At 69.7% G+C, this 24709-nt stretch carries 20 protein-coding genes and 1 pseudogene; 10 read left to right on the top strand and 11 right to left on the bottom strand.

Going from position 1 to position 24709, the window contains the following annotated elements; genetic code table 11:
• Positions 1–326: 326 nt before the first annotated feature.
• Positions 327–1817, bottom strand: coding sequence for a SulP family inorganic anion transporter (locus tag A4E84_RS37030; RefSeq protein WP_062930729.1), 1491 nt, complete (start codon positions 1815–1817; stop codon positions 327–329).
• A 428-nt stretch (positions 1818–2245) separates the two neighbouring features.
• On the opposite strand from A4E84_RS37030, the gene A4E84_RS37025 reads away from it, so the two are divergent.
• Complete coding sequence (locus A4E84_RS37025; protein WP_174569487.1) at positions 2246–2647, top strand: MerR family transcriptional regulator; 402 nt, start codon at positions 2246–2248, stop codon at positions 2645–2647.
• Positions 2648–2915: 268 nt separating this feature from the next.
• Here A4E84_RS37025 and A4E84_RS37020 read toward each other — a convergent pair whose 3' ends face one another.
• Entirely contained in the window at positions 2916–4076 is a 1161-nt protein-coding gene (locus A4E84_RS37020; RefSeq protein ID WP_062930728.1) for a lactonase family protein, read from the bottom strand.
• A 515-nt stretch (positions 4077–4591) separates the two neighbouring features.
• On the opposite strand from A4E84_RS37020, the gene A4E84_RS37015 reads away from it, so the two are divergent.
• Entirely contained in the window at positions 4592–5119 is a 528-nt protein-coding gene (locus tag A4E84_RS37015; protein WP_062930727.1) for a TerD family protein, read from the top strand.
• Positions 5120–5349: 230 nt separating this feature from the next.
• On the opposite strand, the gene A4E84_RS37010 is transcribed toward A4E84_RS37015, so the two are convergent.
• Positions 5350–6846, bottom strand: coding sequence for a phosphatase PAP2 family protein (locus tag A4E84_RS37010; RefSeq protein WP_079129277.1), 1497 nt, complete (start codon positions 6844–6846; stop codon positions 5350–5352).
• Between the two features lie 289 nt (positions 6847–7135).
• Between A4E84_RS37010 and A4E84_RS37005 the strand changes: the two genes are divergently transcribed.
• Together A4E84_RS37005 and A4E84_RS37000 are read left to right on the top strand one after the other, a co-directional pair.
• The gene (locus A4E84_RS37005) at positions 7136–8215 is read left to right on the top strand and encodes an AI-2E family transporter (protein WP_062931784.1); all 1080 of its coding nucleotides are present in this window, start codon (positions 7136–7138) and stop codon (positions 8213–8215) included.
• A gap of 263 nt (positions 8216–8478) precedes the next feature.
• Positions 8479–9045 carry a DUF2238 domain-containing protein gene (locus A4E84_RS37000; protein ID WP_062930725.1) on the top strand — a complete coding sequence of 189 codons (567 nt, stop codon included), beginning with the start codon at positions 8479–8481 and terminating at the stop codon, positions 9043–9045.
• Between the two features lie 17 nt (positions 9046–9062).
• Here the strand turns inward: A4E84_RS37000 and A4E84_RS36995 are convergent, their stop codons facing one another.
• The gene (locus tag A4E84_RS36995) at positions 9063–9638 is read right to left on the bottom strand and encodes a PepSY domain-containing protein (RefSeq protein WP_159029673.1); all 576 of its coding nucleotides are present in this window, start codon (positions 9636–9638) and stop codon (positions 9063–9065) included.
• A gap of 174 nt (positions 9639–9812) precedes the next feature.
• Positions 9813–10256 carry an SPW repeat domain-containing protein gene (locus tag A4E84_RS36990; protein WP_062930723.1) on the bottom strand — a complete coding sequence of 148 codons (444 nt, stop codon included), beginning with the start codon at positions 10254–10256 and terminating at the stop codon, positions 9813–9815.
• Between the two features lie 453 nt (positions 10257–10709).
• Between A4E84_RS36990 and A4E84_RS36985 the strand changes: the two genes are divergently transcribed.
• The 3 genes from A4E84_RS36985 to A4E84_RS36975 are packed head-to-tail and all read left to right on the top strand — an operon-like array spanning position 10710 to position 13301.
• Positions 10710–11552: an SDR family NAD(P)-dependent oxidoreductase gene (locus tag A4E84_RS36985; protein ID WP_062930722.1), complete on the top strand. Its 843-nt coding sequence runs from the start codon at positions 10710–10712 to the stop codon at positions 11550–11552.
• 13 nt (positions 11553–11565) lie between these two features.
• On the top strand, positions 11566–12546 hold the full coding sequence (locus A4E84_RS36980; RefSeq protein ID WP_063827541.1) for a DMT family transporter: 981 nt from the start codon (positions 11566–11568) through the stop codon (positions 12544–12546).
• Complete coding sequence (locus A4E84_RS36975) at positions 12543–13301, top strand: polysaccharide deacetylase family protein (protein WP_062930721.1); 759 nt, start codon at positions 12543–12545, stop codon at positions 13299–13301. Before A4E84_RS36980 ends, A4E84_RS36975 begins: the two co-directional genes overlap by 4 nt.
• A 31-nt stretch (positions 13302–13332) precedes the next feature.
• Here the strand turns inward: A4E84_RS36975 and A4E84_RS36970 are convergent, their stop codons facing one another.
• The 6 genes from A4E84_RS36970 to A4E84_RS36945 all read right to left on the bottom strand — a co-directional run bounded on the left by A4E84_RS36970 (position 13333) and on the right by A4E84_RS36945 (position 22542).
• Positions 13333–13920, bottom strand: a complete 588-nt coding sequence (locus A4E84_RS36970) for a DUF2238 domain-containing protein (protein ID WP_159029672.1) — start codon at positions 13918–13920, stop codon at positions 13333–13335.
• 116 nt (positions 13921–14036) lie between these two features.
• Complete coding sequence (locus A4E84_RS36965) at positions 14037–14462, bottom strand: SPW repeat protein (protein ID WP_237305070.1); 426 nt, start codon at positions 14460–14462, stop codon at positions 14037–14039.
• A gap of 100 nt (positions 14463–14562) precedes the next feature.
• Positions 14563–16056 (bottom strand): hopanoid C-3 methylase HpnR, encoded by a 1494-nt coding sequence (hpnR, locus tag A4E84_RS36960; RefSeq protein WP_062931782.1) that lies wholly within the window; start codon positions 16054–16056, stop codon positions 14563–14565.
• A 354-nt stretch (positions 16057–16410) separates the two neighbouring features.
• Complete coding sequence (locus A4E84_RS36955) at positions 16411–19563, bottom strand: FAD-binding and (Fe-S)-binding domain-containing protein (protein ID WP_062930719.1); 3153 nt, start codon at positions 19561–19563, stop codon at positions 16411–16413.
• A gap of 28 nt (positions 19564–19591) precedes the next feature.
• Positions 19592–20746 (bottom strand): enolase C-terminal domain-like protein, encoded by a 1155-nt coding sequence (locus A4E84_RS36950; protein ID WP_062930718.1) that lies wholly within the window; start codon positions 20744–20746, stop codon positions 19592–19594.
• Positions 20743–22542: a thiamine pyrophosphate-requiring protein gene (locus A4E84_RS36945; protein WP_062930717.1), complete on the bottom strand. Its 1800-nt coding sequence runs from the start codon at positions 22540–22542 to the stop codon at positions 20743–20745. The genes A4E84_RS36950 and A4E84_RS36945 overlap by 4 nt, the downstream gene beginning before the upstream one ends.
• 365 nt (positions 22543–22907) lie before the next feature.
• Here A4E84_RS36945 and A4E84_RS45930 point away from each other — a divergent pair.
• The 3 genes and pseudogenes from A4E84_RS45930 to A4E84_RS42640 form a co-directional block, all read left to right on the top strand.
• Positions 22908–23693 (top strand): annotated as a pseudogene (locus tag A4E84_RS45930) (sigma-70 family RNA polymerase sigma factor); the annotation flags it as partial.
• 373 nt (positions 23694–24066) lie between these two features.
• A complete protein-coding gene (locus tag A4E84_RS43165) occupies positions 24067–24294 on the top strand; it encodes a PepSY domain-containing protein (RefSeq protein ID WP_062930715.1) in 228 nt (75 codons plus the stop codon).
• A gap of 7 nt (positions 24295–24301) precedes the next feature.
• Positions 24302–24652, top strand: a complete 351-nt coding sequence (locus tag A4E84_RS42640) for a hypothetical protein (protein WP_062930714.1) — start codon at positions 24302–24304, stop codon at positions 24650–24652.
• Positions 24653–24709: the final 57 nt, after the last annotated feature.

Raw genomic sequence — 24709 nt, 5'->3', positions numbered from 1 at the left:
GGCTGTTCGTCCGGGAAGTCGTCACTGGCGATGGGGGTGCTGTACGCCGAGGGCTCACGGCGCTACATCGAGGCGCTGTCCACGTACACCCGCCGACGCATGGCGCAGGCACCGCGCGTGGCGGTGGACAGCGTCGAGCACGTGCCCGCGGCCCTCGCCCTGCGACTGACCTGCCCGGTGTGCGCGGTGACGTTCTACCCGCCGGGCGCGGAGTCGCTGACAGCGCTCCCCTCTCTCGGGGCCGGATTCAGCTTCCGGGGTACGCGGGGCGGGCCGCCATGCCCCCAGCCCGGTGTCGGGGGTCCCCCGCGGTGCATCCGACGTCGTCAGTGGCCTGCGCTGAGTTCGCCGGTGAGCTTGCCGTGGAGCTGGGCGCTGGGGGTGTTGAGACCGGTGATCTCGACGGTCTTGCCGCGCTGGGCGTACTTGTTTTCGATGGCGTCGAGGGCGGCGACGGAGGAGGCGTCCCAGATGTGTGCGGCGGACAGGTCGATGATGACGTTCTTCGGGTCGCCTGCGTAGTTGAACTGGCCGACGAGGTCGTTGGAGGAGGCGAAGAACAGCTCGCCGGTGACCCGGTAGACGACGGTGGTGAGGTCGGGGTCGGTGACGGCGGTGACCTCGGCGAGGTGGGCTACACGCTTGGCGAAGACGACCATGGCGGTGACGGAACCGGCCACGACACCGATGGCCAGGTTGTGCGTGGCCACGACGACCGCGACGGTGATCGCCATGACGGTGATCTCCCCGGCGGGCATCCTCTTGAGGGTCTTCGGGGCGATGGAGTGCCAGTCGAAGGTCGCGAACGACACCATGACCATGACGGCGACCAGAGCGGCCATGGGGATGTCGGAGACCACGGGGCCGAAGACGATGCACAGCACCATCAGGAACGCGCCGGCGAGGAACGTGGACAGCCGGGTGCGGGCGCCGGAGACCTTCACGTTGATCATCGTCTGGCCGATCATGGCGCAGCCGCCCATGCCGCCGAAGAAGCCGGTGACGATGTTGGCGATGCCCTGGCCGACCGACTCGCGGGTCTTGTTCGAGTGGGTGTCGGTGATGTCGTCGACCAGCTTGGCCGTCATCAGCGACTCCATCAGGCCGACCAGCGCCGTCGCGAACGCGTACGGCGCGATCGTCGTGAGCGTGTCCAGAGTGAAGGGCACGTCCGGAAGGCCTGGCACGGGCAGGGAGGACGGCAGGGCGCCCCTGTCGCCGACGGTCGGGACCGCGATGGCCGCGCCGACGGTGATCACGGTCAGGATCACGATCGAGACGAGCGGGGCGGGTACGACGGTGGTGATCTTCGGGAAGAGGACCATCAGCGCCAGGCCGCCGATGATCAGCGGATACACCGGCCAGGGAACGTTCGTCATCTCGGGGACCTGGGCCATGAAGATCAGGATGGCCAGGGAGTTGACGAAGCCGACCATCACCGAGCGGGGGATGAACCGCATCAGCTTGGCGACACCGAGCGCGCCGAGGATCACCTGGAAGACGCCGGCGAGGATGACGGCGGCGATCAGGTGGCCGAGGCCGTGCTCCCGGTTCAGTGGCGCGATGACCAGGGCGACGGCACCGGTGGCCGCGGAGATCATCGCGCGCCGGCCGCCGACGATCGCAATGGTCACGGCCATGGTGAAGGAGGCGAACAGCCCGATCGCGGGGTCGACACCGGCGATGATCGAGAACGAGATCGCCTCGGGAATCAGGGCCAGGGCGACGACCAGGCCGGCCAGCACCTCGGTGCGCCAGACCTTCGGATCATTCAGCCAGTCGGGCTTCAGGCCGCGCAGACGCGCGGCCGGGGACACAGCAGAAGCGGCAGAAGACAAGGGAGACGGAACCTGTCGTGCTCGGGCACGCGCCGTTCGGCAGGCCGAGGCGTGCGGGAAGAACGCGAGGTGGCCGGGCCGGCACCCCACGGACGGCCCCGCGAAGCCGCGGGCCGGAAGTCGAAGGAGGGAGCGGGGACCTGACACGAGGGCGCGGCCGGGCTCACATCCGAGGTCGAAATGTCACGGCGGGCAGACGGCGGCGCCGGGCGTCATGGGCTGGCGCACGCTTCTCCCCTGCAACAATCCGAACTTCGCCGGGGGCACCATCGGCCCCGACACGGCAACGGCGGGGCAGCGGCACGCCACCCTCACCACCAAGAACTCTACCCTAACGTTAGAGTAGTGATCGGCGGCGCCCACCCGGTCCCGCTGACAGCAGCTAGAGAGGCCAGGGGATCACCGGCGTGGACGGCAAGCACATGCAGATCGGTGAGGTCGCCGCACGGACCGAGCTCTCCTTGCGTACGATCCGCCACTACGAGGAGACCCGTCTGGTCGTCCCCTCCGCGCGCTCCCAGGGCGGCTTCCGCCTCTACACCGAGACCGACGTGCAGCGGCTCATGGTCATCCGGCGCATGAAGCCCCTCGGCTTCACCCTCGACCAGATGCGCGACCTCCTGGACGCCACCGACCGCCTCGACGCCGACACCGGCCTCGACGCCGACGAGCGCGAAGCCCTTCTGGAGCGCATCCGCGGCTACGAGCAGACCGCCATCGAGCAGATCGACAAGCTCCGCGTCCAGCTCTCCCGTGCCGAGGACTTCGCCACCACTCTCCGCACACGCCTTGAGGACAGGGCGAAGTGAGCGGGGCGTTTCCGGCAGGCGGGTCGTCGGGCTGTGCCGCAGCGACCGGGATCTCTTCCCGCACCTCCTGGTCGACCCCCAGCTTCCACGGCTGGAACCAGTGGCGGCCCTGCGCCCAGGGCCGCCACTGACAAAGACGAGGCCAGTACAACCACTCCTGACGTCGGCTTCTTTCGCGTTCCTGTCGCGGATGCCTCACCTTCGTATGTGTGCACGGATGCTCGGTGCGGACGGCGCGAACGGGGCGGCGTGCTGGTGTCGTGGCCCGTCAGACCGCGGCGATGCCCTCCATGCCGGACTCGGCGAAGGCGGGCAGACCCTCGGCCGTCGTGACCTTGGTGAGGGCGCCGTTCGCCTCGACGCGGAAGCCGTCTACGGTGCCGGAGACGGCGTTCTGGACGTAGACGAACTCCTCGTCCTCGGTCACGGCGAGGTCGATGACGCCCTGCGAGCCGGCGGAGGGCGGGGTGGCGACGCCCACGTCGTTGGTCAGGGAAAGCGTGCCCTGCTGGTCCATGCGGTAGCCGGTGACGGTGGAGTTGCCGGTGTTGCCGCCGTAGAAGTAGTCGCCGGCACGCACCAGCCAGCACAGGGTCTCCTGGCCGCTGGCCAAGGGTTCCTGAAGGACCTTCAGCTTGCCGTCGTGCTTCACCTTGTACGTGGTGACGGTGGACTTCTCCGCCTCTGCTACCAGCATCCGCGTCCCCGTCTTGTCGAAGCTGATCGCGAACGGGACCCCACCGGCCGACTTGTTGACGACCGGTTCGGCGACGGTCGGCAGACCGTTCCGCTTCATCGGGAAGACCTGGACGGTGTTGTTGCCCTTGGTGGTGACCACCAGGTTGCGTCCGTCCGGGGTGAACTCGACCTCGCCCGGTGAGGTGTCGAAGCGCGGGATGTCCTCGTTGTCGAGGCCCAGGGAACGGTGAGAACCCTTCAGCGGCTTCAGCCCCCTGCTCGTGATCTTGAAGCCCTGAACGCTGCCCGCACCGCCCGCGTTCATGACGTACGCGATCCTGCCGCGCACCGTGAGGCTCGCCGGGAACTCCCCGCCCGATTTCACGACACGCCGGTCCTTCAGCTGCTGCCCCTCGACGCGGAACGAGGTCACCGTGCCGCTGCCCGCGTTGACCGCCAGCAGCATCCCCGAGGCGTCGTCGTAGACAAGTGAGCCCTGGGAGGCGAGCGAGTCGGTGGGGGCGTCGACCTGATCGCCACCCCTCCCGCCGGTCGCATAGGTCCCCGAGGGGCTGAGCTTTCCGTCGTCGCTCCGGGCGAACACGTGGATGGTGTTGCCGTCCAGCTCGTTGCCCTGGACGAAGACAGCGTGGTCGGCGCCGGCGACGCTCCCGGAGTACTGACTGGCCGAGGCCAGAGACACCGCCACCGTGGCGGCCCCGGCGATGGCGAGGGCCCCGCCACCGATCACGATGCGCCGTGTTTTGGACCTCGCCCGGTGACCGCCGCGCGTCCCGGCAGGCTGGCTCGTGCGGTGGTGACCACTGCTGTGCATGTTCACGTCCCGTTCCTCGATGGGTGTGCGCCGTCTGTGCGCCCTGGATCCGCGACCGCGGACGGCAACAGCGTTGCCGAAGGGAACAGCGTGACGACGCGGAACGGCGGTCGCGTCAGACTCTCGTAAGAGACTCCTCCTGCACGACGCCACTCAGGAAAGGGGGTGGCAGGTCGCGCAGCATCACGCCGATCGCCAGGGGGAACAATGGCTGCAGCCTGGGGCGTACTTGGGGAAGATCGCGCTGAAGCTGGTTCCAGGTGGCCGCGCCCGGGGGGCTGCCGTGTCAAGCCTGGGTAAAGATCACAGGCCAGAACTGCTGTTCCGCCCGAGGAGTCTGCCGCACAAGGTGCAACAGGTCCGCCAAGAGCCATACTTGACCTTGCGGGGGACACTCCGTGGTGGCTCGACACGGGAGAGGCAACAATCGGGTGGGCAACAACAGCCAGGGAGTGGGGAAGGTCGAGGTACGGCTCAAGTGGGACCCGAGTCCCTGGGACCAGCCACCTCACCATCTCGACATCATCGCCACGACGTACTCGACGGATGCTCCCCACGGGCGACCTGTCTACGTCGTCCACTTCGACAGCCGCTCACCGGACGGCACCATCAACATGAGCCGGCACAGCCAGACCGGTCAGGGCCTCGGCTACGTCGAGGTGATGACCCTGGAGCTCGATCGCCTCGCTTCCTCCTTCGCACGGGTGGTCGTGGGCGTGGCGATCCACCAGGACAGCGGCCCCAAGACATTCGGCGACATGACGAACGCCGGAGTGCTCGTTGTCGAGGGGTACAGGGAGCTTTTGAAGGACGACTTCGCGCGGGTCGCCGGATCCACCGCCGTGACCGTCGCGGAGTTCACCCGGGACACCTCCGGAGCGTGGCAGTTCCACGAGATGGTCCGAGGGTTCGACAGCGACCCCGTGGTCTTCGCCGCAGAGATGGGCAACGCCCCGTAACGCACCGAAAGCGCCACCGGCAGCGAGGCGGGTGAGCCGGGAGGCCATCGGGGCTGACGCCCTCGGCCTGGGCCGCGTCGGCGAGGGCCGCGGCAGCGGCTCTTCCGCCTGAGCCTTGTCGTCGGCGGCCTGGGCAACCATGTCGTCCGGGGTACAGGCGACGAACCGAACCGGCCGGGTTTACCGCGCGGGAGGACCCGTGTGCACGCTGTGGTCGCTTCCGCCGGACCTTACTGTCGGGGGTCGGTTCGCCGTTGTCCCGCCGGATTTGTGGTGGCCTGTTCCGCAGCCCTGGCCTGGGGTACAGGACGAGTGATCCACCAGCAGGCCGCGGTCCAGGGCCCGGCCAGGACCAGCGAGGCCAGGACGTCACTGGGGTAGTGGGCGCCCGCGTACAGCCGCTCGAGGGCGACTGCGGTCGTGATCACTGCGGCTAGGACCACGGATGTGGCGCGCCACCCCGTGTGGCGGGTCGCCCTGAAAACGATGATCGCCGTGCAGGCGGTGAGGGCCAACGTCGCCGTGACGTGACCGGAGGGGAAGCTCGCGGTGGGCGGCAGATCGCTGCTGAGGTGCGGTACATCCGGGCGGTCACGTGCTACCAGAGCCACGGTGACGAGGAACAAGGTCACCTGACCCACCAAGGCCAGGCCGAGCAGTGCGACCGGCCGCCAACTCCGGGTGACGGCCACGGCGAGCGGACCGACCACCGCCACCGCGGCGGTGATTCCCAGCGTGCCGCCGAGGATCTGCAGGCCCGTGGCGATATCGTCCAGCCGCGCCTCGCGCGCACCCGCCAAGTCGTGCACCACGGACCGGTCCCAGCTCGCCGGGCCCGAGCCCGGACCCGCGTCCTTCGCCAGGAGTCCCAGCCCATAGAGGGTGCCGAGGGTCAGCAGCCAGACCACTCCCAGTTCGGCCGCAGCGACAAGCGGACGCGGCAGCACGGGATGGTGGCGTTCGGGTACCGGGCGCAGTCCGGCTGCCGAGCCGAGAACCGGAAGTCCGGACGGCACGCGGGAGCGCTCCATCCCACCGCCCTGAGCGCCCCTCGGCAGCGGGTGCCCGAGCAGGCGGTCATGCGGCCAGTGCCGGAAGGCGACAGCGGTCACCGCCAGCCAGACGGCACCCAGCAGCCAGCCCGCGACGACGTCACTGAGGTAGTGCACCCCTAGGGCCATGCGGGTGACCCCGACCAGGACGACGACCATGACCGCCACGACGGTGGCGAACCGGCGCGCCGTCCGGTTCATCGCAGGGAGGAACACCAGCAGCAGAACACCGTAGGACACCAGGGAACTCAGAGCGTGCCCACTGGGAAAGCTCAGGCCGGAGGATGCGACCAGGGGCTCGTCGACAACCGGCCGCAGCCGGCCCACCAACGCCTTGACCACTGAGATCAAGATCCAGGCGCCCACTGCGGCTACCGCCACGTACAGGGCGGCACGTACCTGACGCCGCAGCAACAGCCACACGACGCCGACGCTGGTCACCCAGGCAAGTGCCGGGCTGCCTCCCAGATCGGTGACTACCTGCAGCGCCTTCACCACCACGCCGTGATCGGCAACGGCGTCGTTGAGTCCGTCGGCCACCGCCTCGTCCGTCTGTCGCAAAGGCCCCCACTCGCCGCGCACCAGGAACAACAGCAGCACGAACCCCATCGTCGCCAGCAACAGCAGCAGCGCCGCCCCGGTGGTGGGACGCGTCATCGTTCGCCCGTCAGGCATCGCTGTCCTCCCGCCTCGCGACCGACGTACCCGAGTCCTCACGCGCCCTCCCGGATCGGGTCGGACGGGTGACGACGTCGAGGTGCCACTCAGAGCCGGCAGGGAAACATCGACGGGACGCAGCCCTTCTTCTCACTGATGCCGAGGAAACCACCGTGCTCTCCCGAAACCGTCCCGGTCCACGTGCCGGTCGGTCCGCTGTGGGGACGCCCGCAGGTCGGTCGATCACGCCGCCCTTCCTGGGCGGGGCTCGGTCGGGCCGGGGTGGTCGATGCGTACGCTGGGGCGCGTGCAACTGCTGCCAGAACCCGTTCGTCGGCTTGCCGCCTGGTGCACCGTGATCCTCTTGGTCGCAGGTGTCGCCTATGTCACGATCCAGGTGTTCGTGGCGCTCCGACTGGCCCTCGTTCCCGCACTGCTGGCCCTGCTCGGCACCGCGCTGCTCCGCCCCGTGCACCGGTCGCTGGTAGTGAAGGTGAAGGCCAATCGGTCCGTCGCCGCCGGTCTCACCTGCGCCGCTGTCCTCGCCGTGGTCGGCGGCGCCGTGTATGTAGCCACGGCCGCACTGGTCGACACCTGGGGCCAGATCGTCCTGTCAGTGCGGAGGGCGGTGCGGCAGCTGGCCGATCAGTTCGGTGCGTCGGGCACCTCCCTCGAGGATCTCGCCGATGACGCCCTCGACCTGCTGGGCAGGTTCGGCGGGACAGCCGCGTCCAGCATCGTGGCCGGGGTCGGAGCCGCCGCTCAGGTAATCGGTATGACGGTGCTCGCCCTGCTGCTGGTCTTCTTCTTCCTGCGCGACTCCGACCGCGTCGTCGGCGCCCTTCGCTCGCTCGTCCCGCGAAGCAGCGCCGACATCGTCGAGGCGATGGCCCGGCGGGCGTTCCAGGGCGTCGAGGGGTTCATGCTGGGCACCACCGTGGTGGCCCTCATCGACGCGGTCTGCATCACCGCCGGCCTGCTGGTCCTGCGCGTGCCGGGGGCCTTCGGGCTCGGCGCCATCGTCTTCATCGGTGCCTATGTCCCCTACCTCGGCGCACTCACCTCCGGGACCGCGGCCGTGCTGGTGGCCCTCGCCGACCGTGGGCTCGCCATTGCGCTGTGGGTGCTCGGGGTGGTGCTCGTGGTTCAGGTACTCGAAGGGAACATCTTCCAGCCGATGGTCCAGAGCCGGACCGTGCGCATTCACCCGGCAGTGATCCTGCTGGCGCTCACCGCGGGCGGGGCCGTGGCCGGGATCATCGGTGTGCTCCTCGCGGTGCCGGTGACCGCCGCGGCATTCGGCGTCGTGCAGGAACTCCATGAGCGATTCTCACAGCCCGAAGGGCCCGCTGAAACGGGGCCCTCCGCAAAGCCGGCCGCGGACTAGGGGGGGTGTCCGCCGACGAGCATCCGACCCACGCGCCGCGCTACTGCCGGCGTCCGGCTCCCATCTCACACTGGCAGAGGGAGGCTCCAGGTGGGCAAGGGCTCCGTGATCAGTCGCTGCTCGTTCGTTCCACCGCTGCTCGTTCGTTCCACTTTCCGGAAGGGCTGTGGACCAAGCCCCGGACAGCCCCGGCAGCGGGGGCACGGGGTTTGAGGAAGCGTGTGCGACGTGTTGGCGCCCGGCCGGGAGGGAACCCGTTGCAGATGCCGGCCGCCGAGCCTCGCCCGCTGCGCCTCACCGCCGACGTGGTCCGTCTGTCGGTGCTCAGCAGCGCCGTGGTCCTGGCCCTCGGCTCCCGTGACGGGGCCGTGATGCTGACCCTGCTCTTCCTGGCCCTCATGGTGCCGCGGATCACCCGGCTCCCGGCCCTCGTCGACCTCCTGGTGTGTGCCGTGCTGACCTGGGCGACCTGGTCGGCGGTAGGCCGCTGGTACCGGGTGGCCGACTGGTACGACACGCTCGTGCACTCGGTGACGCCCGGCGTAGTGGCCGTCGCTCTCCACCTGCTGCTGTCCCGCTGGCGGCTGTTGCCGGCCCCGGGAGACCGGACACTGCGTCGAGCCGCTGGTCCTGTGGTCACGGCCGCTGTGGGGGCCACCGTCGCTGTGCTGTGGGAGTTGTACGAGGGGCTTGCCACCCAGGTCTTCCACGCCGGCATCCCGGTCGGATACACCGACACCCTGGTCGACCTCGCAGTGGGCCTTGGCGGATCCGTCGTCGCAGGAGTCGTGCTGACATGGTGGGCGGCCCGACGCTCCTCGGCACCGTAGGTCCGCACCGGCAACCGTCAGGCAGGCAGGCGTTCGACGACCTTTCCCGTCGTGGCGTCGACGACGTGGACCGTCGCCTCGTCGTCGGCCACTCCGAGGACGCTCACCCTCCACACCGGCACGCCGTCGCGCTCTTCCAGACGGACGGCGGTGACGGTCTCACCGTGGTCGGCCGCCTCCCGAGCCGCTTCGTCCGGAAGGATCCGCGCTCTGTCCAAGCGCTGGGACAACGCCTGCCGTTCTGCGTCCGTGAGGGCAGGGGAGGAACTCGTCCCCAGCACCTCACCACGGGTGGCGCCCAGCCGCACGGTGTGAAGCTGTTCGTCCTTGCCCATGACCCGGCTCTCCCACACGGGTGAGTCCGACTCAGGTCCCCTGAGCTCCAAGGCGGCCAGTTCACCGGCGGGCACCTCGGCCACGGACAGCCGGATGGCCCGATCGTAGGGAACCTCCACCATCCCGAACCGCTCAACGGGTTCGTTCAGCGGATTGTCACGACCACAACCCACGAGCAGCGACACAGCGGTCAGCGGCACGCACAGGGCCAGGGCGAGCCGCTGCCACAGGCGCCCGCCGCAGAGGCGAGAAGTCACTCTCATCACTTTCATGCGTGCCGACTATCCCTCCTCGCCGGAACGAATCACGCCGTGCAGTGCCGACCGGTGGAACCGCGCGGCGCTGGTGATGACACCCAGGCCATGCGGGCCCGTGCAGGTCACGTACCGCGGACTCGGGCAACGCCGACGCGTTGTGCGGCTGAGGGCGGTTCAGGCAGCCGGGGACGTGCGGGTGCGGGCGACGGGTAGTGCGGCCAGGGAAACGATGGCCAGCAGAACGATCAAGCCCCCTGAGGTGACGTCGTTGAAGCGCGCGGCATCGGTCATCGAAGTGTCCCCATAGCCCAGTGCGAACGGTGCCCCTACCAGCCATGCGCCGACTGCGGCGATGAGCAGGTCGGATGGGATGCCGGGGGTTCTGACCAGACGGGTTGCCGCCGTCAGGAAGACGAGCACGCAGACGAAGATCTCGTTCAGACGGGCGTCGCTCGTCGGGTCCCCGGGCGGGTAGTCGAGCACCCAACCGGCCAGGAAAAGCCACACCGCTACCAGCAGGAGCACGACGCTGATGAGGAAGGCCCTCAGGATGTCGGCGCTCTCCGCCCGGGAAACACGCCGAGCGTGCACGTCGGAGCCGACGGAATGGTCCCGCATCGTCCATCCCCCTCTGCCACGAGTCGCCGAACAGGCCAGTGGGTGCCATGGCCGGAGGCGACCGCGGCGCCTTCTCCAGGCCGACCATGTCATGACCGCCGAGCAAGGCCGCCTCCGCGGGTAGCCGGTGCGCGCGGCCACAAACGGCATCGGACCGTCCACGCCCTCGCCGCCGAGGCAGAGCGTTGCCGCAGGGCAGCCGGCGAATGGCACGGCGGCAGTCGCAGGTCAGGCGGGCATCCGCAGGCGCGACGCTGCGGCGACTGAGTCGGGCGCCGCAGCGAAGGTGGTGTATCCACGAACGGCATACGCCCTCTCCTCGCCCTCGACGAAAAAGACATTCCCATGTTTCGCGACATAAGGCGCGGGATACTACGGGCTCGCCTTCTTCACCCGAAGGACCGGGCATGCCCGTACAACGGCCCCCGCCCCACACATGGCAGAGGTGCAGACATGTCTCACGCGCCCCGCGGCGACGCCGCGAACACCGTGTCCACACCGATGCGAGGGCCGGGGCCGTGCCCGTCACAGAAGCTTTCCGGCGGAAGCGGACGGCCACCCACGGCAGTCGTGACCGGCGCCTCCTCCGGCATCGGCGCGGCCGTGGCGCATCGCCTGTCCGCCGAGGGCTGGCGGCTCGTCCTCAACGGACGGGACACAGCACGCCTGAGGGACGTGGCCGTCCGGACCAGGGCCTCGCACTTCCCGGCAGATCTCAACGTGCCCGGCATCGAACAGCGGCTGACCCGGTTCGCCCTCGATCAGTCGGGGAGCGTCGACCTGCTGGTGGCCGGTGCCGGTGTCGGCTGGGCCGGCGACTTCGTGAACATGCCCCCGTCTGCGCTCACGGAGGTCATCGAAACGGATCTCCTCGCCACGCTGCGTCTGGTGCAGCAGGTGGTGCCCCATATGGTGGAGCAGGGCCGTGGGCGGATCGTACTCATCGGATCCGTCGCGGGGGTGGTGGGGGTGCGGGGCGAGGCCGTGTACTCGGCGGCCAAGGCGGCGGTGAACACCTTCGGCGACGCCTTGCGGTACGAGTTGCGCGGCACCGGCGTGGGACTCAGCCATGTGGTACCGGGCGTGGTCGACACCCCCTTCTTCGAGCGGCGCGGAGCCGCCTACCCGCGGTCCAGACCCAGGCCGGTACCCCCCGAACGGGTGGCGGACGCCGTATGGACCGCGGTCAGCCGAGGCAAGGACGAGATCTACGTTCCCGGCTGGCTTCGTCTGCCGGCGCGCGTGCACGGCGCCGCACCGGCCGTGTTCAGACGTCTCGCCTCCGTCTTCGGCTGAACGGCTGTACGGCGTGCTCACCGTGGTCCTCGCCCTGCTCGCGGCGCTGTGCAACGCCTCGGCCTCGGTGCTGCAGCGGCGGGCCGCGGCGGACGGGACAGAGGGCGCGACCGGGGCGCGGGAGGCCCTGCGGTGGCTCGGACAGGCGCTGCGGCAACCCTACTGGGTGGCGGGCGCCGTCCTGCTCGCGCTGACCACCGTTCTGCAGGCCGCCGCTCTGCGCCTGGGCAGTCTTGCCCTCGTCCAGCCGCTGATGGCGGCCGAGCTCCTGTTCACGCTGGTAGTCGGCAGCGTGATCTTCCGACGGCGTCCGGACACCGGGACGTGTCTGGCGTTCGTCGCTCTCGCCGCCGGGTTGGCCCTGTTCCTGACGGCCGCCGCCCCGGCGGCCGGCCGGTCCACGGCCTATCCGGAGCGGTGGCTCCCGGCCGCCGTGGGAGTGCTGGGTGTCGTGCTCGGCCTGACGGTGGCCGCCCGCCCGCTCCGGGGCGCATCTCGCGCGGCGCTGCTGGGGCTCGCGTCAGCCGTGTGCTTCGCCGCCACCGCCGCGCTGCTCAAGGAGACGACCGACCGCCTCCGGCACGGAGTGGGCGCTCTGCTCGCCGCCTGGCCCGCGTATGCCACAGTCGCCGCCGGAGTCGTCGCCTTCCTGTTGTTGCAGGGCGCTTTGCGGGCCGGGACACTGGCCGCCTCCCAGCCAGCCCTTACCCTCGGTGACGCCCTGACGAGTGTGACACTGGGGTGGGTGCTGTTCGGGGAGCGGATCGCACTGGGAGCGCGCGTGGTGCCGGAGCTGATCGGCGTGGTCCTCATGGGAGCGGGAAGCGTCGGGCTGGCTCGTACGCTGGCGAACACGGGGACCTGGGACACGCGGACAGAGGTGCGGGGAGTCCCGACACGGACGTCCGAGGAGCGGCGCGAGAGCCGTCCGGAAATCGACGGACCGGCCTGGAGCGACGGGCACGACTCGGACGAGGGGAGGCACGGTCCGTGACCGGCCGGCTCGGCTCCTCGGGCGCACGGACCGCGGCGACCGTGCTGACTCCCGCGGTCGTCGGCGCAGCGGCGCACATCGTCCCTGCGGTCACATGGATCCCCGCGGTGCGCCGCTGTTGTTTCCCCCGCCTGGCGGGCATGGGCCGTCCCGATCATGTCGCCCTCACGTTCGACGACGGGCCGGACCCCGCGTCCACCCCCCTCTTCCTCGATGCTCTGGATGCCCTCGGGGTCAAGGCGACCTTCTTCCTTCTCGGCAGCAGCGTCGTACAGCACCCTTCCCTGGCTCTGGAGACCGTCCGCCGGGGGCATGAACTGGGCGTGCACGGCTGGACCCACGAGCGTCCCTGGTTGCCCACTCCCGGTGCCGATGCACGCCTTGTGCGCCGCACGGCCGGCTTGCTCCACGACCTGACGGGTCGCTGTCCGTGCTGGTACCGGCCGCCCTATGGCATCCTCACCTCCGGCCGCTGGGCCGCCGCTCGCGCGGCCGGCCTGCGCTGCGTGCTGTGGACGGCCTGGGGCCGGGACTGGACGTCGGTGGCCACACCCGCGTCGGTGGTCACCACAGTCGCGGCCGACTTGCGTGGCGGGGGGACGGTGCTCCTGCACGACACGGATCGGGTGTCCGCCCCTGAGTGCTGGCGGGCAGCCCTCGCCGCCCTGCCCGAGATCGTCTCCGCCTGCCGCGCCGCCGGCCTCACGGTGGGGCCACTCGCGGAACACTGGGCGGAGAGCACCGGCATGCGGTGAGCCACGTGCCCTTCCGGACCCGTCGGAGGGTTCAGGAGGGCCTCCGTTCCTCTGACGCTCTCGCACCAGCGCCTCCCGCGAGGGTGTCCCGGGAGACCAGCGAGAACACGAGGCCGGCGAGAAGAGCTCCCACCATGCCCACCGCGACGTCAGCGAGGGTGTCGGTGTAACCGACCCTCATCGAACCCGGCGCGATCCTTTCGACGACCCATTCATACATTTCCCACAGAACGGCACCGACTGTGCCCGCCATGCCGACGAGAACGACGATCACCCACCACCGGGCTTCAGCCGCAGCGTCCCACAGCGGCGGACCACCGATTCTCAGCAGTGCGAAGAAGGCGACCACGGAGCCGGTAGCGGTCAGCAGGAAATGCACCAGCGCATCAAGCTCCGCGACCCGCCGGTAGATCTCACCGACGTCACACCACATGGCACCGACGACGACAAGAGAGAACGCCGCCTCGTAAGCGTGCGGCACCCGCAATGCGATGACCGCCAGGAGGAGGACGATCGCCAGCAGAAAGCGCAGCGCGGCCAAGTGACTCAGCACGACGACGGCGACCAGGGCACTGCCGGCCAGCATGAGAAGGGCCGACCAGGTCACTTTACGCGCCACGGCTCTCCTCCGACGTTCGGGTGGGTGCTCACCACCTCGCGCAGACATGGAAGGGCTGCCCGCATCGGCGGCCCCTCCATCGCAGTGCGCCTTCAGCCTTCAGCGCACGGTCCGGATCACTTGCGCTGCATCCGGGCGAGGGAAATCGTCACCAGCCCCAGCAGACAGGCGACGCCCCCCGTGATGACGTTGGTGACGACCGGCCCCACGGAGTCCGGCGCGTCGGACACGGCCCAGGGCGCGACGATGGTCCACACGCCGATGGCCGCAGCGACCCAGCTCAGACCGTGAGTTCGCTCGTAGGCCGAGCCGAAGCCCAGCGAGAGCACAGCCAGCGCAAGCCCGCTGATCAGGTTGCTCACCGTCAGCGCAGGGGCGTCGTAGAAGCCGACGGCCCAGGGGGAGATGGCAAGGTACAGGCCCGTCAGCAGGCTCAGTCCCTCGGTCGCCTGTGCGGCCGGCTTCGTCGACGCCTCGACGTAGCGTGCCTGCAGTTCCATCAGATCCGGGTGCTGCTCGATCCTCGAGGGTTGTGTGGTCACGTGAGCCACTCCCTTCGTGCGAGTTCTGGACAGCCCATGGAGTCACCCGCTTCGCCACCGGTGAATCGTCCGGACCCAGCGGAATGGTCGGCCCGGCACCCTACTCCGTCTGCTCGGCCTCACGACGGGGCGCGGGACGGCTGTGGACGTACAGTTCCTGACGGTTGCCGATCTCCAGGTGCTGGGGCAACGGAAGTTCGTAGCGCACGGGGCGGCGGTGGTCGGCCAGTTGACGGGCGGGATTGTAGACGCGGTTGAACTTCCACAGCATCCGGGCGAAGTTGGTCTGCCCGCGGGCGAGGTTGCCGCCCAGTACGCGCAGGGCGCCCAGCGCGGTCCGCAGCCCCAGGTGCTTGCGGTTGATGACCGCCTGGGTCCTGACCAGTTCGCGGTAGAAGACGTCCAAAGGCAGGGTGGTGGGCACCACGGCGTGCTGAATGTCGAACAGCCGGTAGTCGCGGGTGGTGAGTTTGCGCGACTCGGTGTGCCAGATCTCGGTGCCGGGGTAGGGCGTCATCACGGTGAGGTGCACGATCTCCGGGACGGCCAGGGCGAACTCCCGGACGAGGCGGAAGCGTTCCTCGTCCCATGCCGGGTCCACGATGAGGTTGATCGCGACGTTGATGCCGAGTCGGCGCGCCACCTCCAGGGCACGGAAGTTGTCGTCGGGGGTGACCCGCTTGCGGTAAAGGTCCAGTCCCTCGGCGTCGATGGCCTCCATGCCGAGGAACATGTACTGCAGCCCCAGACGGGTCCACCGCTGAAAGACCTCTTCGTTGCGCAGCAGAACGTCGCTGCGCGTCTCCAAGTAGTACTGCTTACGGATTCTGCGGCGCTCCAGTTCCGCGGCGATGGCGTGCCCGTGCTCGGGGCGGATGAAGGCGACGTCGTCGACGATGAAGACGTTGGGCTCCTGGATGCTCGCCATCTCCGCCCCGGCCGCCTCCGGGGAGGCCTTGCGGTAGCTGCGGCCGTAGAACGTCCAGGCGGAGCAGAACGAGCAGTCCCACGGGCATCCCCGGGTGAACTCGATGGATGCGCACGGGTCGAGTTCCCCGATGAAGTACTTGCGCCGATGGCGCATCAAGTCGCGTGCGGGCACAGGGCTGTCGATGCCGTGCAGCATCCGGGGTCCGGGTCCACGGCCCGCCGGTGTGACGATTCCCGGCACAGTTTCCAGACCGCCGTCCCGGACGGCCGCGAGCAGCAGGGGCACGGCCGGTTCCCCCTCGCCGCGTACCACCGCGTCCACGGCTCCTTCGCTCTGCGCGAGGACGTCCTCGGCCACGAAGGACACGCTGTGACCGCCGAAGAAGACGAAGCACCCCGGGTCGGTGCGCTTGGCCGCACGGGCGATGGCGATCGCCTCCGGGATGTTGGCGAGATAGTTCAGGGACACGCCGAGAGCGTCGGGCCGGAAGGAGGAGAACGTACGGGCCAGTTCCTTCTCGCCGGTCACCTGGAGATCCACGACTCTCACCTCGTGACCCGCGTCGCGGGCCGCTCCGGCCACCCTCTCCAGGCCGAGCGGCTCCAGGCGCAGGAAGATCTCCGAGTACATCAAGGCGCTGGGGTGAACCAGGAGCAGACGCATGGTCACCTCGGGATCCGGCTGGAGGGAAACGAGGGCGGGAACGCTGCCATCGGGCCGGCGGGTGCCGGACACGCGGCCGGAGCGAACGGTGCCGCGTCCCCGGCCGACGGACGCCGAGGCCCGCCGGCACAGGTGCCGGCGCCGAGGGCCAAGGACTCTTGTTCGACGGACTCGGTCATGTCGCTCCTTCGTACGTCCCGGTCGGCGTGGGCGGTCCCATGCCACTCCGGGCCGGCACCGACCCGCCGGTACAACAGGAGGGCACCAGTCCCCTCCACCTTCGCAGCAGCCCACCGGCCACGTCCCGCTCAGTGCATACGGAAGGGTGACCCCGTCCGCGGCCGTGCAGGGGTTCTAGCGGCGCGCCACGGCCACTCCGGCCGCGCCGATGGCGGCCCCCAGTCCGACGACGGCGAGGACACGCAAGGTCCGCTCCTTCAAAGGCGGGGTCGGTACCCGCAGTGCGCCCCGCTTGAGCGGGCGGGACGCGGCTCCAGCCCCCTCGCCTCGGGCCAGTTTCATGACCTCGGCGACGTGCAGGGCCTGCCGTCCGGTGCCGGCGTCCTTGATCTGCGTCTTGCAGGAGAATCCGTCGGCGACGACCAGACAGTCGTCGTCCGCGTCACGGACGGCCGGCAGCAGGGCCTGTTCGCCGCAGTCCATGGAGATGTCGTACTTGCCGTCCTCGAAGCCCCACGATCCGGCGAGTCCGCAGCACCCGCCCTGAAGGTTCCGCACGGTGAGGCCCATCTTCTCCAGCAACTCCTGCTCGGGGCTCATGCCGCCGGTCGCGCGGTGGTGGCAATGGCCCCACAGCAGCGCCTTGCCGTCGAGCTTCGGTGGCTCGATGCCGAAGCTCTGGAAGAACTCCGGGAAGTGGTAGGCGTTGCGGGTCAGCCGCCGGGCGTCGTCGTCATGGGGCAGCAGTTTGGGCAGCTCGTCCTTGAAGACGGCCAGGCAGCTCGGTTCCATGCCGACGATCGGGGTGCCGGCCCTCAGGTGCGGGCGCAGCGTGTCCAGTACACGGTGCAGGTAGCGCTCGGCGGCGCCCAGGAAGCCGTAGTCGTACAGTGGCCGTCCGCAGCAGATGTGGTCCTCGGGCATGACGATCCGCCAGCCGGCCGCCTCGATCGCCTCCACGCAGGCCACGCCGACACCGGTGTGGAAGTAGTTGTTGAAGGTGTCCGGGAACAGGACCACCGGACGTCCGGAGGGGTTGGCGGTGCCGCCCCGCCGGGCGAACCACTCCTGGAGTGTCATCGGCGCGAAGCGCGGCAGCGGGCGGCGGCGGTCGATGCCCGCTGCCAGCTTCGCGAGGCGGGCGAGCCCCGGCGTGTGCGTGACGAGGTTGGCCACCTCCGGCATGCGGGAGGCGATCCTGGCCGCCTGGTCGATGAATCCGAACGCGTAGGCGTGGCGGGGGCGCCACCGGCGGGCCGACTTGTAGTGGTGGTGCAGGAACTCCGCCTTGTAGGTGGGCATGTCCACGTTGACGGGGCAGTCGTTGGTGCAGCCCTTGCAGGACAGGCAGAGGTCGAGGGCGTCCTTCACCTCGGTGGACTGCCAGCCGTCGGTGATGACGTCGCCCTTGAGCATTTCGTACAGGAGCCGGGCCCGGCCGCGGGTGCTGTGTTTCTCCTCGCGGGTCACCTGGTAGCTGGGGCACATCGTCGTCTCGGCCCGCGGCACGCGGCACTTGCCGATGCCGACGCAGCGCAGGGTGGCGTGGGCGAAGTCGCCGCCGTCTTCTTGGTAGGCGAACTTCACCGGCTGCCGGGGCGGGTTGTAGTCGGTGCCGAGTTTGAGGTTCTCGTCCATCCGGTAGGCGTCGACCACCTTGCCGGGGCTCATCTTGCCCTGCGGGTCCCAGATCGCCTTGAACTCGCGCATGGCCTGGACGAGTTCCGGACCGTACTGCTTCTCCAGCAGTTCGCCGCGCTGCTGACCGTCGCCGTGCTCGCCGGAGAGGGAGCCGCCCATGTTCACGCACAGGTCGGCGGCCTCCTCCATGAACGCCCGGTAGGTGGCCAGGCCGTCGGCCGTACGCAGGTCGAAGCTGAGCCTGCAGTGGATGCAGCCCTGGCCGAAGTGGCCGTACATGGCGCCGGTGATGCCGTGTCGGTCCATGACCTTGCGCAACTCACGGACGTAGGTGCCGATGCGGTCGGGCGGCACCGCGGAGTCTTCCCAGCCGGGCCAGTGGTCCTTGCCGCCGGGCGGGAACGCGGTCGATCCGAGGCCGCTCTCGCGAATCGCCCACAGGTGTTCGCTGGTGCCGCCCTCCTGCTTGCTCTCGGCGATGCGGATGCGGTCGGGCGCGTACCCCTTGTCGTCGGTGAGCCACCGTGTGAAACCCTCCGCCCGGCTGACGGACTCCTCGGCGGTGTCCGCGCCGAACTGCACCACCAGCCACGCCCCGCCGCCCGGGCGCGGCAGCTCCTCGATGTCCTCCGCGTTCATGTTCTCCAGCTGCTGGTCCCGGATCAGCAGGTCGTCGAGCGCTTCGAGACCGATCGGCTTCCACCGTTCGACGAGTTCGGCGCAGTGCTCGGCGGCGTCGGCGAGGTCGTCGTACTCGACCACGACGGTGGTGCGCTGGAGCAGGCCGGGCGTGAGCATGAGCGTCGAGCGCAGCACGGTCGCGCAGGTGCTCTCGGTGCCGACCAGTGCGCGGGCGACGTTGAATCCGCGTTCGGGCAGGAGTTCGTCGAGGTTGTAGCCGGACACCCGGCGTGGCACCTGCTGTTCGGAGTGGAAACCCGCCCGGATGGCGTCGGCGTACTTGTCGCGCAGGTCGCGCAGCGCGGCGTAGATCTCGCCCTTGCGGCCTCCCTCGGCGATGATCTCGTCAAGGTGCTTCTCCTCGTCCACGCCGACCCAGAAGCGTTCGCCGTCGTAGGTGACGACCTCCAGGGCGTGCACGTTGTCGCTGGTGCGCGGGCCGGGGCCGTACAGCTGCGACTGCACCGAGTGGATGCCGCAGGAGTTGTTGCCGATGTTGCCGCCGATCACGCAACGGGAGTGGGAGGAGGGGTCGGGGCCGAAGATCAGGTTGTGGCGGCCGGTGTGGCGGTTGAGCTCCTCGTTGATGACGCCCGGCTCGCAGGTGACCAGGCGGCGTGGGACGTCCGTCTCGCCGATGCCGGTGAGGTACTTCGAGTGGTCGATCACGACGGCTTCGTTCACCGTTTCGCCGGACAGGCTCGTACCGCCGCCGCGGCTGAGGACGGGCGCGCCGAAACGGTGGCAGATCTTGTGCGCCGCCACCACGTCGTCGAGGGTGCGGGGCACGACGACCGCGATCGGGACCTGCCGGAAGTTGGAGGCGTCCTGGGCGTAGAGCGCGAGCGAGCCGGCGTCGAAGCGGACCTCGCCCTCGACCGCCTTGCGCAGGGCTTGTTCCAGTTTGCCCATCTCGACGGTGTGGCGGGCCCGCGGCGGTCCCGCGATCTCCGGATGCGTCCTCGCCGGGATGTCGCGCGTCGTGCGGCGTGTTGCCTTCGCCATCGGGTTCAGATCTCCTTAGTACGCCTGGTCAGACTGGTTGCGCCGCGTAGACACGGTGGGGCTCGGCGTCCGCCCACTTGATCTCCAGCCCGAGGCCCGGTCGCCCGGGGTCGGGGCGCAGGGCGCCCTCATCGGGGGACAGGGTGCCGTCGAACAGCAGTCGCTCCACGCGCACGTGGTCGTGGAAGTACTCAAGGTGCCGCAGTCGGCGTACGGCGCAGAACGCGTGGGCGGAGAGCGCGGGGGCGCAGTGGGCGGACAGGTCGAGGTGGCGAGTCGCCGACAGGCCCGCCACCTCCAGCAGCGCCGTGATGCCGCCGCAGCGGGTGATGTCCGCCTGGAGGCAGTCCACGGCGGGGGGTTCCACGAGATTGACGAAATCCCGTGCGGTGAAGGCGTATTCGCCCGCCACGATCTCCAAGCGCTCCGGGCCCCGGTCGCGGAGCATCCGCAGTCCTTCCAGGTCGGCCGAGCTGACGGGCTCCTCCAGCCACCGCACGTCCCACTCGTCATGGAACCTGCGTGCCCAGTACAGGGCTTCCTTGCGTGAGAGGGCCCCGTTGGCGTCCGTGAAGATCTCCGTTTCGTCACCGACCGCCTTCCGTACGGCCGTCAGGCGGTGCGGGTCCCATTCGGGCTCGCGGGAGGTCTTGAGCTTCACCCGGGGGATGCCCTGGCCGACCCATCCGGCGAGCTGGTCGGTGAGCCGGTCGATCGGGTAGTTCGTGAAGCCTCCGCTGCCGTACACCGGTACCCGGTCGTGGTGGGCGGGCAGAAGACGTACCAGCGGCAGGTCCAGCAGCCTCGCCTTGAGGTCCCACAGGGCGACGTCGACGGCGGAGACGGCCATGGCTCCGACACCCGGGCGGCCCGCGTTGCGGATCTGCACGCCCATGCGGTGCCACAGCGCAGGCGGCGCGGTGACCTCCTGCCCGTCCAGCAGCGGGGCGAGTTTGGACACCACGAAGGAGGCGACCGACACATCTCCGTAGGTGTAGCCCAGTCCGCTTCTCCCGCCCGCGTGCACCCGAACCAGGACCATGGTCGTGGAGCCCCACTCGAGCGTTCCGTCCTGTTCCCTGCCGTCGGGGCCGTCGGTGGGCACCTCGAAGGCGTGCACGTCGACCGCGTCGATCCGGCATCCGTCCAGATCCGCTCCGTCGGCAGGGGCACGACCGGTCACGGGTGCCTACCCGGCAGGTGCTCGGCCAGCTCGGTGATCTTCTGACGCGCTCCCTTGACGGCGATGCCCACTCCCTCCGGGTCCCGCACGGCCGCCTTGGCGGCCTTCTTGCCCTGCGTCTTGTTGATGTGCGGCGGGATGGGTGCGATCTCGGCGTCGACCTTGAACTCCAGCACCACCGGCCGGTCACTGGACAGCGCCTCGTCCCACGCCTTGCCGATCTTCTTCGGCTTGTCGCAGTAGATGCCCTTCAGGCCGATGAGTTCGGCGTACTTGGCATACGGGATGTCCGGGATCTCCTGCGAGCCCCGGAACTTCGGATCACCGGACATGGCGCGCTGTTCCCAGGTGACCTGGTTGAGGTCCTGGTTGTTGAACACGCAGAAGACGAACGGCGCCGGGCCGGACAGCCGGTCCAGGTACCGCTTGACGGTGATCATCTCGGCCATGCCGCTCATCTGGAACGCGCCGTCCCCGACGAAGGCGATGACCGGCCGGTCCGGGTGGGCGAACCGGGCGGCGATCGCGTAGGGAGTGCCCGGCCCCATCGTGGCCAGCGTTCCCGAGAGCGAGGCCTGCATGCCTTTGCGCAGCTTCAGGTGCCGAGCCCACCAGTTCGTGCCGGAGCCCGAGTCGGCGGTCAGGATGACACCGTCCGGCAAGCGGGGCGAGAGTTCCGCGGCCACGGCCTCGGGGTTGATGGTCCCCCCGAAATGCTGGCCGGCCCGCTTCCGGCAGAGGGCGTTCCACTCGGTGACGTCCTTCTCGATCTTCTCCCGCCATGACCGGTCCTCCTTGCGCCGCAGCAGAGGGATGAGCGCCTTCAGGGTCTCCTTGGAGTCACCCACCAGATGCGCTTCCATCGGGTAGCGGATGCCGATCATGCGCCCGTCGATGTCGATCTCCACACCTCGTGCCTGCCCCTCGTCCGGGAGCCACTCGGAGTACGGGAAGCTGCTGCCGATCATGAAGAGGGTGTCGCAGCCGCGGATCATGTCGTCGCTGGCCTTGCTGCCGAGCAGGCCGATGGGGCCGGTGACGAAGGGCAGGTCGTCGGGCAGCACATCGCGGCCGAGCAGGGCCTTGGCCACGCCCGCGCCGAGCAGTTCGGCCGCCTCCACGACCTCGCTCTCCGCGTGCGCCGCCCCTTGGCCGATGATCATGGCGATCTTGCTGCCGGCGTTCAGAATGCCCGCCGCCCTGCGCAGCTCCCCCTCGTCGGGCAACAGGCGCGGGCGGCTCCAGCCGACGCTGGAGAACACCGAGCCGTGCTTCTTCGGCGGCGAGGGCTGGGCATCCTCCTCCTGGATGTCGTTCGGGATGATGATCGTGGCGACCCCGCGCGTGGTCAGCGCGGTCTTGAAGGCCCGGTCGATGACGTGCCGGGCCTGCCCCGGGTGCACCACCATCTGGCAGAACTCGGACACGTCGGCGAACAACTGCTGAAGGGCGATCTCCTGCTGGTAGTGCGTGCCGAGGGACAGCCGCTTCTGCTGGCCCACCACGGCGACGACGGGCTGATGGTCCAGCTTGGCGTCGTACAGACCATTGAGGAGGTGGACGGCGCCCGGCCCCGACGTGGCGACACAGCAGCCCACCTCACCGGTGAACTTGGCATGCGCGCACGCCATGAACGCGGCCATCTCCTCATGCCGCGCCTGAATGAACTCCGGCTCACCCTCGGCCCGGTCGAAAGCACCCAGCAGACCGTTGATCCCATCGCCCGGATAACCGTAGACCCGCCGCACACCCCACTCGGCCAGACGTTGCAGCACGAAGTCGGCGACCAGTGTCATGACGTACTCCCTCCGGGCACCTCTGTGCCGTCACCAGTGGGTCACCCGTGCGCCGGACGCGTAAACGGTGGGCGCCGGTCCACCACTCGCACGGACCGGAACGGTGTCCTCACCCCTTCACTCCCCTGGCGGGCGGTATCTCGCGCCCCCCGCGCACGGCCTGTTTCATGGCGGCAGAGGCGGGTGACTCCATGGCGCGGAAGAGACAACACCGTCCTGCGAGGACGCGCTCGGACACGTCCGCGCGTCGTTGAAACAGCGGCGTCCGGTGCGGCCTTGCGGGCAACCTGCTGACCGCTCGCCCGGTGTTCAGTGACGGCGCCTCATGTGTGCCGCCGCACGTCCCTCGCCCGGCCCGACCCCCTATGAGGCTCATGCCCGCCACAGCCGCCGCCCCGCTCCCGCACAGCGACACCACCGCCGCGTCGGAGCCCTTCTCGGACCGACTCGACGCGCTGATGCGCGAACTCGCGCAGCAGCCCCCGGGACCGCGGCGGGACGTCCTGCGGGACCAGGTCATCCGTATGCTGTTGCCGCTGGTCCGCCGGGTCTCACACCGTTTCCGGCGCCATGGAGAGGACTTCGACGATCTCGTCCAGGTCGCCTCCGTCGGCTTGATCAAAGCCGTCGACGGCTATGACCCGGATCTGGGGCACGCCTTCCTCTCGTACGCGCTTCCCAAGCTGACGGGTGAGATCAGGCGGCATCTGCGTGACCGCACCACTGCCGTGCGCCTCCCCCGTTCCCTTCAGGAGGCGAGCGGGCCGGTCTTCCAGGCGGTCGAAGAACTCGAGCAGCGGCTCGGCGGCGGCTCGCCCACCCCTGAGCAGATCGCCGAGCACACCGGGCTGAAACCGGACCGGGTGCTGTCCACCCTGCGGGCGCTGCACGAGTGCCGCCCACGATCCCTGGACGAACCGGTGAGGTCCGACCAGGAGTCGCCGCTGGCCTTCTTGCTCGGCTCCGAGGACGCGGCGCTCGGCCGTGTCGTCGACACCGTCGCGCTGGTGACCCAGGTGAGACAGCTCCCGGAGCGGGACCGCCGAGTCCTCTACCTGCGCTTCTACCAGGAACAGACCCAGCAGCAGATCGCGGACGTCATCGGCGTCTCGCAGATGCAGGTCTCGCGGATTCTGCGGCGTTGTCTCGGTCGACTCCGAGAAGCTCTTCTGGCGTCCGAGTCCGAGTCCGAGCCGTGCCCGGGAGGCGAGGGGAAGGTGCGGCAGAGGCCGGTCCGCGACCGGGCCACCCGGCCACCGGGCCGGCCCGGTGGCCGACTCCGCACGGCGATGCCGGACCGTCTCACGCGGTCCGGTGGCGCGGCGCGTCCGGCGACTACGGGTGCGCCCGCGGCCTCCACGTCGGCTTCTGCCTCCGCTCCGGCTTCGGCTCCCACCCCGGCTTCGGCTTCTTCCCCATCTTCGGCTTCCACCCCGGCTTCTGGCCTGGCGTCGGCGGCACCGGGCCACCCCACGTCCGTCAGAAGGCAGCCCGTTCACGCCGCCGGAAGAGGCCGCCGAGCAGGTGGCCGCCACGGCGGTGGAGGACCCGCGCTACGGCAAGGTCACCGCCGTGAGGCTGACGAGGGGCAAGGAGGACAAGCCCGTCTGGTCGGTCGGTGTCACGACCATCCGTCCGGAAAACACGCACATCTACCAGGTCGACGCTGTGACCGGCGAGGTGGTCCGCAGTCGGACGACCAAGCCCGGCCCGCCGCCTTCGGCCACGGCTTCGCCCGTCGAACGAAGGTGACCGCGTCATGGTGTCCGAGCCCGTCGTCCGTGTCGTGTGGGGGGCCACGCTCACGCTGTTCCCCGACGTCCTGCTGCACCGCCTGCTGCGGACACCGCCGGGCCGGACGGGCCGGACGGCCGTTCGCGCGCTGGGCGTGCGCCATGTCCTGCAGGGAGCCGCCCCCACCCGAGGTCTGCTGTCACCCGCCTGGAGGACGGCGCTCGACGCGTCGCACGCCGTGAGCATGGCCGGCCTGGCACTGCGCAGCGAACGCTGGCGCGGCGCGGCCCTCACCGACCTCTGCGTGGCCTGCGCGTTCACGCTGAGCTCGGTGCGCGGTGCCCGTGCCGGACGCGTCGGCGACGGGCACGGGTGATGCCGACCGTTTCCGGCCATCCCCGCCGGGAAAGCCCCTGCTCCATGGTGGAACGAC

It is taken from the genome of Streptomyces qaidamensis (assembly GCF_001611795.1).
Lineage (GTDB): Bacteria > Actinomycetota > Actinomycetes > Streptomycetales > Streptomycetaceae > Streptomyces > Streptomyces qaidamensis.
This window is presented reverse-complemented; position numbering and strand designations above follow the sequence as displayed.

Coding starts and splice junctions, on each gene's coding strand:
- A4E84_RS37000 (WP_062930725.1), top strand. CDS start 8,479: ATGCCGGCCGCCGAGCCTCGCCCGCTGCGCCTCACCGCCGACGTGGTC.
- A4E84_RS36955 (WP_062930719.1), bottom strand. CDS start 19,563: ATGGCGAAGGCAACACGCCGCACGACGCGCGACATCCCGGCGAGGACG.
- A4E84_RS42640 (WP_062930714.1), top strand. CDS start 24,302: ATGGTGTCCGAGCCCGTCGTCCGTGTCGTGTGGGGGGCCACGCTCACG.
- A4E84_RS36945 (WP_062930717.1), bottom strand. CDS start 22,542: ATGACACTGGTCGCCGACTTCGTGCTGCAACGTCTGGCCGAGTGGGGT.
- A4E84_RS37010 (WP_079129277.1), bottom strand. CDS start 6,846: ATGCCTGACGGGCGAACGATGACGCGTCCCACCACCGGGGCGGCGCTG.
- A4E84_RS36990 (WP_062930723.1), bottom strand. CDS start 10,256: ATGCGGGACCATTCCGTCGGCTCCGACGTGCACGCTCGGCGTGTTTCC.
- A4E84_RS36985 (WP_062930722.1), top strand. CDS start 10,710: ATGTCTCACGCGCCCCGCGGCGACGCCGCGAACACCGTGTCCACACCG.
- hpnR (WP_062931782.1), bottom strand. CDS start 16,056: ATGCGTCTGCTCCTGGTTCACCCCAGCGCCTTGATGTACTCGGAGATC.